The organism is Maribacter aquivivus (assembly GCF_900142175.1).
Taxonomy (GTDB): Bacteria; Bacteroidota; Bacteroidia; order Flavobacteriales; family Flavobacteriaceae; genus Maribacter; species Maribacter aquivivus.
Window position 1 is genome coordinate 876,611 of record NZ_FQZX01000002.1, and the last position, 17,702, is coordinate 894,312.

A 17,702-nucleotide genomic window follows, 5' to 3' on the forward strand; every position below is an offset into this window, starting at 1 on the left:
CTACTCGTAAAATGGGTGCCTTTTAGTATTCGTTGGGTATGAACTAGAATTCGTAGTACACTATAGTTTTTCAACTACTGACGAATATCATGTACCACTAATTCAATGATTAATACTTTTATCGCATCAACAAACAACAAATAGGTCATGAGAAGAAATTTAGATAATAAAGAATGTGAAGTCTTGTTAGAGCAAAACTATATTGGCAGACTGGCATATATATCTGGCGGATGCCCATATATTGTACCTATTACGTATTTCTACGATTCAGAAACCAATACCATAACAAGCTATTCTTCTGAAGGACATAAAATTCAAGAAATGAGAAAAAACACGGCAGTGTGCCTGTCTATAGATGAGATTGCTTCCATTTCAAATTGGAAATCTGTATTGGTTCAAGGTAATTTTGAAGAACTTTCTCGTATCGATGCCAAGCACATGTTACATAAATTTTCGGAAGGAGTTAAAAAAGTGATTTTCGATAATTTTGGAGAATACCCGAAATACATCAGTGAGTTTTCTGCAAAAATTGATGCCGAAGATGCACCTATTGTTTTTCGAATTCACATGAACGAACTAACGGGCAAAATTAGAATTACCGATAACTAGTCATTATTGAAATCACTTTAAATAGTATAAAAAAAGCTCTCATTAAAATGAGAGCTTTTTCATGTTTAGTTACTTTCAAACAGAAACCGTTTTTCAAAACTACCCTTTAAAAGCTGGCGTGCCGAAGACAATAATTCTTCTACTTTTACCAATGTTGTTTTACGAATGTCTGCTATTTCTTCAGTGGTTAAACCTTCGTTCGTAAAAAGTTCAAATACCGTTCTCATGGGTAAATTCATTTTATCTAACACCAGTTGCATATGGTTATATATACGTTCTTTATCTAAAGATGCATCTAGCTTATCTGCTAATTTCTTTTCTTCTTCGGTTATAAACACGTGGTTAAGAGAATAGTTGCTTTTATCTAAAGATTTATCATCCATCTCTTCTAAAAGTAAAAAATCGCCATCGCCATCTTGGGTGTAATTTTCTTCCATAGCATCCCATTCTGGCTTAGAATAGGTATCTATATTATCAAAAAAGACATGATCAAACTCCTCTTCTACCAAACTATCTTCTAATAATTCATCTACTTTTTTAAATAGAAAAACATGTAACTCATTTTCACTTCTTATGTCATCGATATTATCGTACACCTCAATAAATAGTTGATCTGTAAAATCGCTTGGGTTGAACATACCTTTATTCAACTTCCCATTGACCACAGCGCTATTCAATCTTTTAGAAACGTTCCTGTAAATTTGAGGCAACACTTTTAATAGTTCTTTATTAAACGATTCTCTATTTTCTTTACGCTTGTAAGTAACTAATCTAGAATATGTTTCTTTCATTATTATTTTTATATCATTCATGGCAGCTTCCATTATAGTTTACTTTTAAGATTATTACACTATAAAATTGCAAACTACTAAGTGTAAATCATATGATAAATGTCAGTGAGTTAGCTAAAGATTTCAGATACTTTAGTAGGTACTAATTTTAATTGAACCAAAACTAGCCCATGATCAATCCTAAAGATTTTGGAATTACCGGACTCACAGACCAACAGGTTGATGCTTCTAAAAAAGAACATGGCTTAAATTCTTTTAATTATAAGAAAGAAAATAGCTTTTTAAATGCCCTAAAAAGCATCGCTAAAGAGCCCATGGTTATATTGTTACTTATTGCTTCATCTATATATTTTATAACCGGTAATTGGGGTGACGGCGTTTTCTTGGCGTCTGCCATTGTTCTTGTTGGCTCAATATCGTTATATCAAGACTCTAGAAGCAGAAAGGCTTTAGAAAATCTCAAAAATCTTACCCACCCAAAAAGCAAGGTAATACGCAATGGTGCCGTTGTAGAAATTGATAGCCAAGATATTGTTGTTGGTGATTTTCTTATGGTTGAAGAAGGCACCACAATTTCTGCGGATGGTATTATAGTACACTCAAATGATTTTTCTGTGAATGAATCAATATTAACCGGTGAGTCTCTTTCTGTTTATAAGGATGCTACTAGCACAGATAATTTAATTTTCACAGGAAGCACTGTTGCTAGCGGATTGGCAATTGCCCAAATTACGGCTATTGGAAACTTAACCAAACTCGGAAAAATAGGGAAGAGCCTTGAAGATATCACCGAAGAAAAAACACCTTTGGAACTGAAAATTTTCAACTTCGTAAAATTAATGTCCATCTGGGGCGGCGTTATATTTCTACTAGTTTGGGGAATTAATTACCTGCGTTCAGGTATTGTACTCGATAGCTTACTAAAGGCGTTGACCTTAGCCATGAGTATTTTACCAGAAGAAATTCCTGTTGCATTTACCACTTTTATGGCATTAGGCGCGTGGCGATTAATGAAAATGGGTATTGTGGTAAAACAGATGAAGACAGTTGAAACCTTAGGTAGTGCAACTGTTATTTGTACTGATAAAACGGGCACTATTACACAAAATAAAATGGCTTTAGCCAAACTGTTTACCTTAAAGACCGGTGCCATAGTAAACACTAAAGATATATTAGGCGTCAATGAAAAAGAGCTTATAACAACTTCTATGTGGGCGAGTGAGCCTATACCGTTTGATCCTATGGAAATTGCTATTCATAATGAATACGGTAGGTTAACAGATAACGATGAACGCCCTAATTATAAAATGGTTCATGAATACCCTTTAGGTGGTAAACCGCCAATGATGACCCATGTTTTTCAGAATAAAGAAGGCAACCAAATTATTGCCGCCAAAGGTGCCCCTGAAGCTATTATAGCGGTAGCTAATCTTACTACTTCTGAAATTGAAATTATACAAAGTACACTTACCGAATTAGGTAAAGATGGGTATAGAATGCTTGCGGTAGGTAGAGCGATATTTGAAGGAGAAAATTACCCGAAAGAGCAGCAAGATTTTAAATTTGATTTTAAAGGAATTATCGCTTTCTATGACCCTCCAAAAGATAATATATCACAAGTACTACAAGACTTTGATAGTGCTGGTATACAAGTAAAACTGGTTACCGGTGATAATGCGAATACCGCTATGGCAATCGCCAAACAGATTAATTTTAAAGGATACGAAAAATGTATTTCTGGAGATGAGTTAATGCAACTTACAGATGCCGAATTACAAGAGAAAGTAAAGCATATCAACGTATTCTCTAGAATGTTCCCCGATGCAAAATTGAAAATTGTAAATGCATTAAAGAAAAACAATGAAGTGGTAGCAATGACAGGTGACGGAGTAAACGATGGTCCGGCTTTAAAAGCATCTCACATTGGTATTGCAATGGGTAAAAAAGGTACTGAAATTGCCAAACAAGCAGCTTCATTGATTTTGGTTGATGATGACCTATCTAGAATGGTCGATGCCGTTGCCATGGGCAGAAAAATATACACCAACCTGAAAAAGGCAATTCAGTATATCATTTCTATACACATACCAATCATCCTTACGGTATTTATACCACTGGCATTGCATTGGATTTATCCGAATATATTCTCACCATCTCATGTCATAATTTTAGAGTTGATCATGGGCCCAACTTGCTCTATTATATTTGAAAATGAACCTTTAGAGAAGAACCTCATGTTTAAAAAACCGAGACCTTTTTCAACTACTTTTTTCAACTACAAAGAACTAACTACAAGTATTTTACAGGGCTTAGCTATAACTATAGGGGCATTAGTTATTTATCAATATACCGTAGCTGTCGGGTTCTCTGAGAATACTACCAGAACCATGGTATTTATGGTTTTAATTGTAGCCAATATCTTTTTGACTTTGGTGAACCGATCTTTTTATTATTCCGTAGTTACAACCTTGAAATACAAAAACAATTTGGTGCCGCTGATTATAGGTCTTACTATCATACTTTCAATAGCGATGATTTATGTGCCTGCATTAGCCCGCTTTTTTGAATTTGAAAGTTTATCGATACCTCAACTAGGCACCACGATTCTTATAGGTGCAGTTTCTGTACTTTGGTATGAATTGGTAAAAGGAATAAAGCGTTCAAAAAAGAACATATCATCATAATTTCTGCCCATATGCCAAATCGCCAGCATCACCAATACCCGGCAAAATATAGCCTCGCGCATTTAATTCTGGATCAATTGCAGCTATCCACAAATGAGTCTGAGCCGGAAAAACACTTTCTACAAACTCAATGCCTTGCTGCGAACCTATAACTGAGACAATATGAATTTGTTTGGGAGTGCCATGTTTTTTCAAACCTTCTAATACATTTTCTAAAGTTCTGCCTGTAGCTAACATAGGATCTGTAAGTACAAGTACTTTACCTTCTAAAGATGGTGCTGCAAAATAGTTGACGATTACCTCAAAATCATCTTCATCGCCCTCATGCTTTCTAAATGCAGATATGAATCCGTTTTCTGCAGTGTCAAAATAATTTAAAAGTCCTTGATGTAAAGGTAAACCTGCTCTTAAGATAGAACATATAACCACTTGATCTTGAATTAAATCCATAGACTTAACACCAAGCGGCGTTTCTACATTTTTAGAATTGTATAAAAGCGCTTTACTAAATTCATAACCTAATACCTCCCCTATCCTTTCTATATTTCTACGAAAACGCATAGAATCTTTTTGAATCTGTGAGTCTCGTATTTCTGAAATAAACTGATTGAGAATTGAATTTTCGTCGCCTAAATTATGAATGGTCATCTATACTTGTTTTATTTTCTAAGGTACTGCTTTCAAAAATAAAACCTGAAATTATAAAGGTTGTCATTTACAATATCAAGTTTTACAAAAAAATAATATTCTAATACAAATTATGCATTTACCATACCTCCATCAACAACATGTGTACAACCTGTAATGAATTTACTTTCATCTGAAGCTAAAAACAAGGCTAATTCACCTATTTCTTTTGAGGTTGCGTAACGATCAAAAGGAACTGTCGCTATAAAACCATCCTTAACCTCATGAGGACTATCTGGTGACATATCGCTTTCTATTCTGCGCATCATTTCATTGTCAACAGGTCCGGGATGTATGGTATTTACACGAATTTTTCGTGTTGCGTTCTCTATAGCGGCAACTTTCATTATCCCAACAACGGCATGTTTTGTAGCAACATATGCTCCCAACCCCGCAAAACCTTTTAAGCCTGCAACTGATGAAGTTATGATGACACTACCACCAGCTTCCATCTTTGGGATAATATATTGACAGCCCAACCATACCCCTTTCAAGTTTACCGCTATTACTTTATCAAAAATATCCTCTGGATACTCTGAAATAGGACTTGATGTACCCTCTATACCGGCATTGGCAAAGAAAATATCTATTTTACCAAAAGTTTTTAAGGCATGATTTAAAAACTTTATGGTATCGTCTTTCTTTGAAACATCGGCTTGAAAAAAAGATATATTCTTGTCATTAAATTTAGTGCGCGCTTTATCAATGGCTTCTGCATCAATATCAACTAAAACAACCTTTGCCCCTTGTTCTAAAAAAAGATGGGCCGTTGCAAGACCAATTCCTCCGGTTCCTCCAGTAATAACTGCAACTTTGTTTTTTAATCTATTCATGGCTTAATATTTTAATGTTTTTAGATACTATATTAAAAATGCTTTACTAATGTACGCTCAGTAAAAAACAATGGCTATGACGAATATCAGTATTGAAGAGTTTTGCTGCGAGTTCAACCAAAGAGATATACCAAAAAACACTTCTTATTGGGCAAATAACCAAAACTGAAGTGTTTAATCTACAATTCGCCTATATACTATGTCTTTACTTCAATATCTAACTAGATAAACAGCTTTTGTCTATTTACCGCATGATAATTATCATAGGAATTTTTCACATAGTCCAATACTTTTAGAGTGATTAAAAAGATAAGCCATGAAAAATATTCTTATTCCTACTGACTTTTCAAAAAATGCAGACCACGCTATATCATACGCCCTAAATGTATTTAAATGTGAGCGTACCAATTTTTTCTTTGTACATGCATATGCAGATGAAGTATATGGTCCTTATCATAATGTGGATAAAGAAACTTTTGATAAACAAAAGAATAGTATTGCCAAAGATTCTGAGAATAAATTAAACAAGCTTATAACGGATACACAAACAAAAACTCATAATCCGCTACACACATACGAAGCTGTATCTTCTTTTGAATCTTTAGTAGATGCCATTAATGATTTTGCAGACTCAAAAAATATTGACTTGATAATAATGGGCACCAAGGGTAAAACCGCTAATTCTAAAATTACTTTTGGCAGCAACACGGTACAAGTTTTTAAATATGTAAAATGTCCGGTTTTGGCGGTTCCGGACCAATATGACTACAATCAGCCCAAAAAAATACTTTTTCCAAGTAACTATATGCTACCGTATAAACGTCGAGAATTGAAACTGCTAGATAATATGGCTGCAGAATTCAAAGCAGAAATTCATAGTCTATATATTTCTGATTTTGAAGATTTGAGCCTTAGACAATTGGATAACAAAAAATTCTTGGAAGAATCTTTACCTAATGCCAGATTATCATTTGTTAGAACAGGTGTTGAAAATAGAGCTAAAGCGATAACATCTTACATCAATGAGAACAAAATGGATCTTCTGGTCATGGTAAATTCAAGACACTCTTTTTTAGAAGATATGCTTTACCGATCTACCATTGATGAAATTGGTCTTTCACCTACCATTCCGTTTTTGGTAATGCAAAATCTACCTCGCTAACTAAAATCAATTTACTATGAAGAAGATATTGATTACTACAGATTTCTCAGAAAATGCCTGGAACGCTATTTTTACGGCATTAAAAATATATGCAGAAGTAGATTGTCAATTTTATTTACTGCATGCCTATGAACCTTCCCCATTAAATTTAATGGGCTCTAAAAGCCAACAAAGACTTGGTGTAATCTATGATTCGCTTTCAAAATATTCGGTACAAGAGCTAGAAGAGGTGGTTTCATATCTTAAAATAAATCATAAAAACACAAAACATCATTTTATTACACTTTCTAAACCAGGAAATATTGAAGATTCTACAGCATCAGCAATAAACGAAAATGATATCGACTTATTGATTATGGGTACACAAGGTGCAACTGGTGCCAAAGAAGTTTTCTTAGGCAGTAATACGGTAAAAGTATTGAACCAAATAAAAAATATTCCCATTCTTGTAGTACCTACAGGATATAATTTTCAAAGTTTAAAGTCCATACTTTTCGCCACTGATTTTAGTGATTCTTACAAGAAAAATCTATTTGATCCCATTATTGAACTTAGCAAAATTTGGAATGCCGGCATTGAAGTGGTTCATGTAGCCATAGAGTTTAATTTGAACGATAACCAAGATGCCCATAAAGACGTATTAAAAGAACGTTTATCTGGGTTCGATATTAAATTTAAGAATATACCTTTTGAAAATAATATTTCTAAAAGTATTGCCATGTATGCCAAAGACAAAGAGTCTAGCTTCTTAACCATTTTAAGACATCAACATACTTTTTGGGAGAAAGTAATTGGTGAAGCAGTCGTAAAAAAGGTAGCATTTCACTCTAAGATACCGGTCTTATTTTTACCTCAATAACATTACTACCATTCTAATAATTAAACTATTCTAATGAAAAATATATTAATACCTACAGATTTCTCAGATAATGCATGGAATGCATTAGTTTATGGTATTTCTTTCTTTAAAAAGACACATTGTACCTTTCATATTGTACACATAAATTCTATTAACACCAATGCCAGTGGAGAAGCTGCTATGTATGTATCTCCAGATATTTTAGAAAAAACGATACTGGCAGAAAGTAATGAAAAACTTAAGGCTCTCAGTAAAAAAATAGAACAGCTACCATTAAACGTTAAGCACGAATTTCACTTTAAAGCTATTTATGGCTTTTTCACAGATCAGCTTAAAGAGTTCGTCAAGAATAAGAACATTGAACTTATAATTATGGGAACAAAAGGAGCTTCTGGCCTAAAATCTGTGTCTATAGGTAGTAACACCGGTAATGTTATAACAAAAGTACCTTGCACGTTATTGGCCGTACCCGAAGATGCTACATATTCAAAAATATCAGAAATAGGTTTTCCGTCTGATTTAAATTTATTCTATGATGTAAAAATACTAGATACTATTAAGGATATTATACTATTAAAAAAATCTGCTCTACGATTATTATATGTTTCTAGTAAAGGTGAAGAACTAAATGCCAATCAAATAAAAATTAAAAATTTATTACTTGATTATTATAAAGAAAACGAATGCACATTTCATGAAGTTACAGGAAAAAAGCTAGATGAATCCGTTCAATGTTTTACAGAAAGTAGAGATCTAGATATGCTGATAATGGTCGCCAAAAACCTTAATTTTTTAGAGCGTATTCTATTTAGACCTACTGTTGAAAAAATTAGCTATCATACAAAAGTGCCATTTTTGGTCATTCATGAATAATATTTAAAAGTCAATTAAATTTGATTATTGTCTTTAATATGCTCTTTTATGACTGTTCTTATATCTTCGATCGGCATTACACCGGTATGCCTCCAAAGAGGCGTACCGTTTTTAAAAAGTATTAAAGTCGGCACCCCTTTAATTTTATATCTTTTAACTATTCTTAGTTTCACCTCTACATCTATTTCAATGCTTTTTATTGCTTCTCCAAACTCCTCTATTACCTGTTCTATTACAGGTCTCAATAATTTGCAGGGTGCACACCATGGCGCATAAAAGTAAACCAATGTAGGAGTATCTGACGCTATGCTCTTTTTAAATTTCTTCTTCATAGATATGCTTTTATTACTTAAGAATAATAAATAATTAATAGAACCGAGATGACGAATGTCATACTATTTATTATTCAACGTACTTAATTTTAATGTATCAAATTATAGTATTATGACCCGTATTCTACTACCCACAGATTTTTCTGAAAATTCATTTACAGCAATAAGTTACGCACTTAAATTGTACAAAGATTTAAAATGTACTTTTTATCTATTAAACAGTTATATGCCACCCGTATACCATACAGAATATTTAATGGGGAGTCCGGCACAAATAGGTCTTGGAGATATCGTTCAACAGAATTCTCAAGATAACCTTGAAAACCTCAAAGAGAAATTGCAAAAAGATTTTGATAATCCTTTACATACTTTCATTACACATTCTGCTCTAAATGTACTTTCTAGCGAAGTTTCTAGAACTGTAGAGGCTGAAGGCATTGATATAGTAGTAATGGGCACGCAAGGCGCAACAGGTGCAAAAGAAATTTTATTGGGTACTAATACGGTTCATGTAATTAAGAATGCCAAATGCCCAGTATTGGTCATACCATCTGGTTTTGAATTTGAAGTACCTGAACAAATACTTTTCCCTAATGATTTTGAAGTATCACTAGATAAAAAAAGCTTGGCTCAATTGCTAAAGATCACCAATTCTCATGTATCTCAGGTAAACGTGATGCATGTATATACTGGTGACGACCTTACTCTTGTTCAAGAAAAAAATAAAAAACAACTAGCTAAAGTATTATCTGAAAGCGGATTTTTTCATGAAGTAAGTAGTAATGAGATTATAGCGGCAATAAATGAATTTCAAATTAAGCAAAAAATAAACTTATTAGTCATGGTACAAAACAAGCATACCTTTTTAGAACGCTTGTTTATTGAGCCGGTAATTAAGAAAATTGGCTTTCATGTAACAATACCATTTTTAGTAATTCCTCAATAAAAACTATGAACATTAAAAACATACTTGTAGCAACAGATTTTTCGAATGAAGCTTATAATGCGCTCTATTATGCTACCCAAATTTTTGCGTCAACAGCATGCACTTTTTATATAGTTCATGCCTATGAAGATATTGTTTTGAGTGCGAAAAATGCGCTTTTTACAGGTCAGAAAGAGATGGAGCATTTACAGAACCTATCTCAAGAAAACTTAACAAAAACAGAGCATAAAATTGTGCTTGATACTGGTAATAAAATACACAAATTCAATACTATTTCTGTTAAAGGTAGTTTGCCATCGGTCATTTCAAAAACTATTGAGAGTCATGAAATAGACCTCGTAGTTTTGGGAAATAAAGGTAAAACAGGTGCCAAAGAGCTATTTATGGGCAGTAACACAATTCAAATTGCCAATACCATTACCACATGCCCCATACTGGCCATACCAAAAGAGATTGCCTTTAAACCAATAGAAGAAATCGCTTTTGTGACCGACTATAAAAAAGGGTGTACAAAATCAACAATTTCAATGTTATTGAATATTGCCAATATAACAGATGCATCTATAGCGGTTCTACATATTAATGAAGAAGAAATAATGACACCTAAACAGGTATCCAATCAAAAACTATTAGATAAATGTTTAATGCAAACACCGCATAGTTATGATGAAATTTGGAACTATGCCGATAAAGCGAATGTCATTCAAGATTTTATAGCTGAAAGAGATATCAGCATGTTGGCAATGTCATACCATAGAAGAAAATTCTTTGAACGTTTTTTACATGAACCCGTAATTATGGACTTGAGTATTTATGCAACAATTCCGTTTCTAATTCTACCAGTACAAGACTGATATTTATCATAGTAAATTAATTGCCTAGACTATATATTTATTGAACAATCTAAATCATTTAACAATGAGTAAGCGTATTCTAATACCTACAGATTTTTCTAAAAATGCCTTAAATGCAATTAGGTATACTATTGATTTATATGCAAAATTAAACTGTGATTTCTACTTTTTAAACGTATTTGGTTTTGATAAATACACAACTAATAGTTTAAGTATACCAGAAGAAGGTAGCGCTGTATTTGAACAGGCTAAAGAAGATTGTGAAAAGAATTTTGTTAAGCTTCTAGATACCTTAGCCTTGCACCCAGAAAACCTGAAGCATAATTATTATACTGAATCATCTTATAATTTTCTTTCTGAAGCTATACATAAAATTATTACTGAAAAAGATATTGATTTGGTAGCAATGGGTACCAAGGGGGCTACGGGAGCTAAAGGTGTTTTATTTGGCAGCAATACCGTAATGGCAATGGAAAAAATCAGGGAATGCCCTGTATTGGCTATACCAGAACATGTTTCTTTTATATCGCCTAAAGAGATTGTTTTTCCAACAAATTTTAAAGATGTTTATAAACGATCGGAGTTTAGATACCTTATAGAATTGGCTAAAATGCACAATGCTGAAATTGCCATATTACATCTAGAAAAGAATAAAGAACTTACTGAATCTCAATTAAGCAATAAACAATTATTATCATCAATATTAAGTGAGACTGCATACCAATTTCATACACTTACCGAAAAGAATTTGGGTAAAGGTATTCAGACTTTTATTGAAAGTAGAGAAAGTGATATGGTGTCATTCATTAACCGCAAACATTTCTTTTTTGATAATGTTTTCTCAAGACCGTTAATTAAAGAAATTGGTTATGATAGTGATGTACCAATTCTAGCATTACATTGATTACTAGTTAGTATTAAGATAAGATAATTTTTAGGCATTTTTAGTTGGTTGATGTCTAAAATTAGAACCGTCAACGAAATGTATTCTTTGGCGGTTTTTTTAAACATAGTATATGGATACATTTTCGACCTTATTAGAAAACACGACACTCATTAAGATTGTTAAACTAGTTGCTTGGATACTATTTATAATCTTTATCATAAGTTTTATTAGAAAAACTCTTAAAAAAAGAATTGAAGATATTTCTATTAGGTACAAAGCACAAAAAGGTGTTGAAATTTTGGGTTATGTGCTTATAATCTTCTTGGTATTAATGGCCTTTACTGTTGATAGTGTAAAAGATTACACCATAATCATTGGTTTGTTTACCGCAGGTATCACCTTTACACTACAAGAATTGATTCTCAGTATTGCGGGCTCTTTCTATATTTTTTTTGTTCGTGTATATAAACCTGGTGATCGAATAGAGATCAATAACATAAAGGGCGATGTTATAGACATTGATAGTATTTATACAACAATTATGGAAATGGGAGAATGGGTAAGTAGCGATAACTATTCTGGTAGAATTGTAAAAATTAGTAACGCATTTGTATTTAAAGGTCCTATTAAAAATTATTCGATGGATTTTCCCTTTGTTTGGGATGAACTCAACATTCTAATTACATATGGTTCTGATACCGAACTTGCCAAGAATATTATGCTTGATACGGCTAATGAACTATTATCCGATTATACTGAAAAGTCTAAAGCCAAATGGCATCAAATGGTTGCCCGCTATTATATTGAAGATGCAACAATAGAGCCAACTATAGCTATAAACCTAACCGATAATTGGATTCAATTGAACCTACGCTATATCACAGATTATAAAAAAAGAAGAAATACCAAACACACACTATTTCAATATATAGAACAGACTATTTCAAAGTCTGATGGCAAGGTTACTTTAGCGTCTACAACATTACAATTGCTAGAAGTACCACCGCTTAATGTTAATCTAAAAAAGTAATATGGACACTACAAAATCTATTGACATTATAAAATCTTCAGGGCAAAAAATGAGTTTCTCCTTAGATAAACTACGCAACTCTCTCAAGCATAGTGGTGCAAATCATGAACTTGTAGAAGAAATTGTCAGTAGGGTTAACGATGAGCTTTTTGAAGGCATTACCACTAATGAAATCTATAATAGAGCGTATGCTTTACTTAAAAAACATAAAACCGTATTCGCCTCTAAATACAAACTTAAAAAGGCAATCTATGAATTGGGTCCAACCGGTTTCCCTTTTGAACGTTTTATTGCCGAAATACTAAAATACTCAGGTTATGGGGTAAAAGTTGGTGTTATTTTAAATGGTGACTGTGTTACCCACGAAATTGATGTTGTAGCAGAAAAAAATGATACCGTTACGATTATAGAATGTAAATTTCACAACGAAGAAGGGCGTAATTGCAATGTTAAGATCCCGCTTTATATACATTCTAGATATAATGATGTAAAAGCGCATTGGGTAACAAATAAAAATAATAGACCACTAAATAAAGGTTGGGTGGTAACCAATACTAGATTTACACAAGATGCCATAGACTATGGTAAATGTGCAGACCTCTATCTTTTAAGTTGGGATTATCCAAAAAATGACGGACTAAAAGATAGAATAGATAGGCTTGGACTCTACCCTATTACGGTCTCTAGCTTACTCTCTAATAGAGAAAAACAATTTCTTTTAAGTAGAAATGTAGTACTGTGCAGACAACTCATAAAAGACAAGTTTTACCTAGATCATCTTGGTGTTTCTAACACACGTAAAACAAAAATTCTAGACGAAATATCACAACTCTGTAATAATCATTAAGATGAAAAAAGTAAGTTTAAAATTTTTAGGTGCCTCAGGTACGGTTACCGGTTCTAAGTTTTATATAGAAACTCCCGAACTGAACATCATGATAGATTGTGGCATGTTTCAAGGCCTTAAAGAATTACGTGAAAAAAATTGGGAACCCCTGTCTATAGATGCTAGTAAATTAGATGTTGTTATTTTAACACATGGTCACCTTGACCATACCGGTTACTTGCCCAGGTTGGTAAAAGAGGGTTTTAAGGGTAATATTATTGGCACCTACCCCACTTTGGCGGTAGCCCGTGTTATTTTACTGGATAGTGCGAAAATTCACGAAGAACAGGCAAAAAAAGTAAATGAGGAAGGTTATTCAAAACACCCTGTAGCTTTACCTTTTTATACTATTTTAGAAGCTGAAAAAACCATTAGATTATTCTCTGGAAGCAAAAAAGATGAGTTGATCCAACTTTCAGAGAACATCCGATTTAAATACAGATATAACGGTCATATCATTGGTTCTACTTTTATTGAATTGGAGATATTCGGAAAAATGTTCGTTTTCTCAGGTGATGTAGGTAGGTTGAACGATGAACTTTTAATGCCACCAGAAAGACCTGAATGGGCAGACTATTTGTTTTTAGAAAGTACCTATGGCAACAAACTACACCCAAAAGAAAATATCGTAGAAATTTTAAGCGATTTGGTTCATAAAACCATTAATGATAGAGGTACATTGATCATACCTTCTTTTGCAGTTGAAAGGCTACAATTACTGATGTTTTTGTTTTGGAACTTATATAAAAAAAACAAAATACCAAACATACCCATTTTTATAGATAGCCCAATGGGCAGTAATGTTTTGGATGTATTTGAACATTATACAGATTGGCACAAACTAAGCCAAGGCGACTTCAAAGCCATGTGCGATCACTTTACCATTACCACATCATACGCAGATACTTGGAAAACTATAGACGACCCTAGACCCAAAATTGTTATTGCTGGTAGTGGTATGGTTACAGGCGGGCGTGTACTTACCTATTTAAAACAATTAATAGACCAATCAAAAACAAGAATCTTACTGGTTGGTTATCAAGCTGAGGGTACTAGGGGCAGACAATTATTGGATGGTACACATGAGTTAAAATTATTTGGAAAATACTACCCCGTAAAAGCGAGTATTCATTTTATAGAAAGCCTTTCTGCACACGCAGACCAAGCAGAACTTCTGCATTTTATTGATGGTATTAAAAATACCCCAGAAAATGTATTTTTAATTCATGGTGAGCCGGGTGCTTTAGATGCCTTTAAAGTAAAAATAAGAGATATCAAAGGGTGGAACTGTCATATTCCAAAATTAGAAGAAACTATAAATCTGTATTTATAATCGGCTTTTTTTGTCAAATTGTACTTTTCTTATAAACTGACAATCGTCATATTTCCAACATTTTCAATATAGTATCTTTGACATATATAAGAAATAAATACACCTGCCCTATGAAAAAGTTGATCCTGTTATTCTCATTGATATTCATGGGTTGTTCCTCTATTAGTTTAGTTGAAAACTGGAAAAACCCCGATATCGTTATTTTCAACGCAAATAAAGTTCTTATCGTTGGTATGGCACAAAATGATGACACACGAGAAAACTTTGAAAGTAAACTGCAAAAAGAATTTACAAATAGAGATGTTGAGGCATGGCGTAGTATAGATATTTTCGATATTTCGCTAACCGATTCTCGCAAGACCGAACAAGAACTCGACGATGTGGAACAAAGCCTTTTAGACAAAGATTTTGACGCCATTTTGCTTACGAAAATCATAGGATCTGAAAGTCGAGAGAACTTTGTAAAATCTATTACAAGATGGGATGATCACCAATCTAGATTCAACGATGATTATTTAGAACACCAAGGTATTTATTACGATGACAACTATTACGATAAGTATACCATATATCATGCAGAGACTACATTATACTGCATTTGCGAAGGTAAAGAAAGAGCTATGATTTGGAGGGGAATCATTGAAATAACCGAACCTGACAATATTAACAAAGCCATTAAAGATTATGTAAAAATGATTATTGTTGCTATGGAAGATCAAGATTTGGTATTTACTTCTCAAATAGAATAAATATTTAATGCTAAAATAACGGACTCAATACTTTGCCCACACCTTCTTTTAGCTTTTTGCTCCATGGTCTTTTTATAAAATCATCATAAGCCAGTTCATTACTAATTTTACAGTCGTTAAGAAAATCTTCTTTTAACTGTTTGGCTATCTGTGTGTGGTACATAATGGCATTTACCTCATAGTTTTGTTCAAAACTTCGGTCATCTAAATTTGCCGTCCCAATAGAAGAAATGGCATCGTCACTCACCATTATTTTACTGTGTAGAAAGCCATCTGGGAAAAGATATATTTTAATTCCTGCTTTCAAAAACAACTCAAAATAAGAATGTACAGACCAACTTACCACCTGGTTATCTGCCTTTTCAGAAACAAGTAACCTTACATCTACTCCACTCAAAGCTGCCGTTTGTAAAGCCCTTATCAATGCCTGACCAGGTACTATATATGGGTTGGTAATATAGATATAGCCTTTTGCCATGTTGATCATTGAAAAATAAGTTTGTTCCAATACTGGAAAATCATCATCTGGTCCGCCAGCAACAATTTGTACCAATTCATTAGAGACAGGTTGTTTTGCGTAACTCTTGGGTTGTTCTATAGCTGCTAGTAATTTTGTACTTACCAAATACCAATCGGTCATAAATACTTGATCTAACTGCGTGGCCGCTGGTCCTATAAGTCTTAAATGCATATCATGCCATTTACCTAAACCAACCTGACCTTTCAAATACTTATCTGATACATTGATACCGCCTGTAAAAGCAATTGCACCGTCAACCACTATAATTTTACGATGATTTCTAAAATTCAATGAATAAAAATACCTGCCGAATTTAAAGGGTAGAAATGAATATACTTCAACCCCTATTTCTAAAAGTTTCTTTAGATATTTTTTACTTAACGAGAAACTACCTATACCGTCATATATCAATCTTACGACCACTCCATGAGCTATCTTTTGCTCAAATAAATTTAGTAATCTGGTCGCCAAATCTCCATCTTCAAAAATGTAATATTGAATATGAATACGCTTAGTCGCCCCCTCTAAAGCACAAAATATGGTTTCAAAAGTTGATTTCCCGTCTTTTAATATTTTAAGATCATTACCTGAAGTTGGCGGAAAATGAGAATTCTTATAACTAAGCGTCATTAATTTACCATACTTGCCGTCAAAAACATTGATTTGCTCGGTATTTGGCTTAGGTAGTTTGCTAAACAGGTCTTTTTGATGCTCAATAAGCTTATACCTTCTTCTATTTCTACCCAATAATAAATAAAGGAAAATACCGCCAACAGGTAGTGCAAAAATCGCTAATAGCCATGCCAGACTTTTGGTAGGTTTTGCTCCATATAATAAAATAGATAACACAATTGACAAGGCAATTATAACGTAAATACCAATAAAAATTGAAGTCCACATAAAGTTCGTGTTCAAGAATTCACATTACGCTCTAATTGTAAAAATAAAAAAGAATTTAAATGTGATTTGTTACAAGTTACTCGATTTACCAACAATACGCCCATCTTCCATTTGAATGATGTAATCCGTTCTTTTAGCAAAGTCCTCATCATGCGTAACTACTAGCAATGATAGCCCTTCTTCTTCCTTTAATTGCTTAAAAATATTAAACACATTATCAGAGTTATAACTATCCAGATTTCCGGTAGGTTCATCTCCCATAAGTATTGATGGGTTGTTAATTAGTGCCCTAGCAATAGCTACACGCTGTTTTTCTCCACCAGAAATACGTGAAGCCTTCTGTTTTGCCAGCGACTCTATGCCTAACATTTTTAATTTTTGAATAGCGTCATGCTCAATTTCTTGGTGACTTTTTCGAGCTAATTTTTTTGCTGGCAACATTATATTTTCAATAACACTAAATTCAGATAACAAATAATGAAACTGAAATACAAAGCCAATGTTTTTATTTCTTAAAAGCGACAATTCTGTTGCAGACAAACCGGTTACTAAGTTATTGTTCAAATATAACTCGCCGGTATATTCTGTATCCATCGTTGACAATATATAAAGCAACGTAGATTTTCCAGAACCAGATTTACCCATGATAGAAGCAAATTCCCCATTGAATATTTTAAAGGAAATATCTTTTAAGACATGAAAATCTTTAGGTTTATGAAAGTGCTTATTAATATCTTTTGCTTCTAATACAATATCCATTTACTACTG

At 33.2% G+C, this 17,702-nt stretch carries 18 protein-coding genes; 12 read left to right on the top strand and 6 right to left on the bottom strand.

Annotated features, from left to right (window positions below; translation table 11 throughout):
- The first annotated feature begins 147 nt into the window (after positions 1 to 147).
- Positions 148 to 609 (top strand): pyridoxamine 5'-phosphate oxidase family protein, encoded by a 462-nt coding sequence (locus BUC31_RS14430; RefSeq protein ID WP_073245373.1) that lies wholly within the window; start codon positions 148 to 150, stop codon positions 607 to 609.
- 65 nt (positions 610 to 674) lie between these two features.
- On the opposite strand, the gene BUC31_RS14435 is transcribed toward BUC31_RS14430, so the two are convergent.
- On the bottom strand, positions 675 to 1,400 hold the full coding sequence (locus BUC31_RS14435; RefSeq protein ID WP_139251977.1) for an RNA polymerase sigma factor: 726 nt from the start codon (positions 1,398 to 1,400) through the stop codon (positions 675 to 677).
- Positions 1,401 to 1,570: 170 nt separating this feature from the next.
- Between BUC31_RS14435 and BUC31_RS14440 the strand changes: the two genes are divergently transcribed.
- Positions 1,571 to 4,084: a cation-translocating P-type ATPase gene (locus BUC31_RS14440; protein ID WP_073245377.1), complete on the top strand. Its 2,514-nt coding sequence runs from the start codon at positions 1,571 to 1,573 to the stop codon at positions 4,082 to 4,084.
- Here BUC31_RS14440 and upp read toward each other — a convergent pair.
- A complete protein-coding gene (gene upp / locus BUC31_RS14445; protein ID WP_073245379.1) occupies positions 4,079 to 4,732 on the bottom strand; it encodes a uracil phosphoribosyltransferase in 654 nt (217 codons plus the stop codon). The genes BUC31_RS14440 and upp overlap by 6 nt on opposite strands.
- 110 nt (positions 4,733 to 4,842) lie before the next feature.
- Positions 4,843 to 5,604, bottom strand: coding sequence for an SDR family NAD(P)-dependent oxidoreductase (locus BUC31_RS14450; RefSeq protein ID WP_073245381.1), 762 nt, complete (start codon positions 5,602 to 5,604; stop codon positions 4,843 to 4,845).
- Between the two features lie 316 nt (positions 5,605 to 5,920).
- On the opposite strand from BUC31_RS14450, the gene BUC31_RS14455 reads away from it, so the two are divergent.
- Genes BUC31_RS14455 through BUC31_RS14465 form a run of 3 tightly spaced genes read left to right on the top strand, consistent with a single transcriptional unit; the run spans position 5,921 to position 8,498 of the window.
- Positions 5,921 to 6,766 carry a universal stress protein gene (locus tag BUC31_RS14455; RefSeq protein ID WP_073245383.1) on the top strand — a complete coding sequence of 282 codons (846 nt, stop codon included), beginning with the start codon at positions 5,921 to 5,923 and terminating at the stop codon, positions 6,764 to 6,766.
- Between the two features lie 16 nt (positions 6,767 to 6,782).
- On the top strand, positions 6,783 to 7,625 hold the full coding sequence (locus BUC31_RS14460) for a universal stress protein (RefSeq protein ID WP_073245385.1): 843 nt from the start codon (positions 6,783 to 6,785) through the stop codon (positions 7,623 to 7,625).
- 33 nt (positions 7,626 to 7,658) lie between these two features.
- Positions 7,659 to 8,498, top strand: coding sequence for a universal stress protein (locus BUC31_RS14465; RefSeq protein ID WP_073245387.1), 840 nt, complete (start codon positions 7,659 to 7,661; stop codon positions 8,496 to 8,498).
- Between the two features lie 14 nt (positions 8,499 to 8,512).
- On the opposite strand, the gene BUC31_RS14470 is transcribed toward BUC31_RS14465, so the two are convergent.
- Complete coding sequence (locus BUC31_RS14470) at positions 8,513 to 8,830, bottom strand: thioredoxin family protein (protein WP_073245389.1); 318 nt, start codon at positions 8,828 to 8,830, stop codon at positions 8,513 to 8,515.
- 112 nt (positions 8,831 to 8,942) lie between these two features.
- Here BUC31_RS14470 and BUC31_RS14475 point away from each other — a divergent pair, with 112 nt between their 5' ends.
- The 7 genes from BUC31_RS14475 (at position 8,943) to BUC31_RS14505 (ending at position 15,514) form a co-directional block, all read left to right on the top strand.
- Complete coding sequence (locus BUC31_RS14475; RefSeq protein WP_073245391.1) at positions 8,943 to 9,776, top strand: universal stress protein; 834 nt, start codon at positions 8,943 to 8,945, stop codon at positions 9,774 to 9,776.
- A 5-nt stretch (positions 9,777 to 9,781) separates the two neighbouring features.
- Entirely contained in the window at positions 9,782 to 10,630 is an 849-nt protein-coding gene (locus BUC31_RS14480) for a universal stress protein (RefSeq protein ID WP_073245393.1), read from the top strand.
- A gap of 64 nt (positions 10,631 to 10,694) precedes the next feature.
- On the top strand, positions 10,695 to 11,534 hold the full coding sequence (locus BUC31_RS14485; RefSeq protein WP_073245395.1) for a universal stress protein: 840 nt from the start codon (positions 10,695 to 10,697) through the stop codon (positions 11,532 to 11,534).
- Positions 11,535 to 11,646: 112 nt separating this feature from the next.
- Positions 11,647 to 12,546 carry a mechanosensitive ion channel family protein gene (locus BUC31_RS14490; protein WP_073245400.1) on the top strand — a complete coding sequence of 300 codons (900 nt, stop codon included), beginning with the start codon at positions 11,647 to 11,649 and terminating at the stop codon, positions 12,544 to 12,546.
- A gap of 1 nt (position 12,547) precedes the next feature.
- Positions 12,548 to 13,393 carry an ATP cone domain-containing protein gene (locus tag BUC31_RS14495; RefSeq protein ID WP_073245401.1) on the top strand — a complete coding sequence of 282 codons (846 nt, stop codon included), beginning with the start codon at positions 12,548 to 12,550 and terminating at the stop codon, positions 13,391 to 13,393.
- A 1-nt stretch (position 13,394) separates the two neighbouring features.
- The gene (locus tag BUC31_RS14500; protein ID WP_073245403.1) at positions 13,395 to 14,765 is read left to right on the top strand and encodes an MBL fold metallo-hydrolase RNA specificity domain-containing protein; all 1,371 of its coding nucleotides are present in this window, start codon (positions 13,395 to 13,397) and stop codon (positions 14,763 to 14,765) included.
- Between the two features lie 110 nt (positions 14,766 to 14,875).
- A complete protein-coding gene (locus BUC31_RS14505) occupies positions 14,876 to 15,514 on the top strand; it encodes a hypothetical protein (RefSeq protein ID WP_073245405.1) in 639 nt (212 codons plus the stop codon).
- A gap of 10 nt (positions 15,515 to 15,524) precedes the next feature.
- On the opposite strand, the gene cls is transcribed toward BUC31_RS14505, so the two are convergent.
- Both cls and BUC31_RS14515 read right to left on the bottom strand, forming a co-directional pair.
- The gene (cls, locus tag BUC31_RS14510; RefSeq protein WP_073245406.1) at positions 15,525 to 16,934 is read right to left on the bottom strand and encodes a cardiolipin synthase; all 1,410 of its coding nucleotides are present in this window, start codon (positions 16,932 to 16,934) and stop codon (positions 15,525 to 15,527) included.
- Positions 16,935 to 17,003: 69 nt separating this feature from the next.
- Positions 17,004 to 17,693 carry an ABC transporter ATP-binding protein gene (locus tag BUC31_RS14515; RefSeq protein ID WP_073245408.1) on the bottom strand — a complete coding sequence of 230 codons (690 nt, stop codon included), beginning with the start codon at positions 17,691 to 17,693 and terminating at the stop codon, positions 17,004 to 17,006.
- Between the last annotated feature and the right edge of the window lie 9 nt (positions 17,694 to 17,702).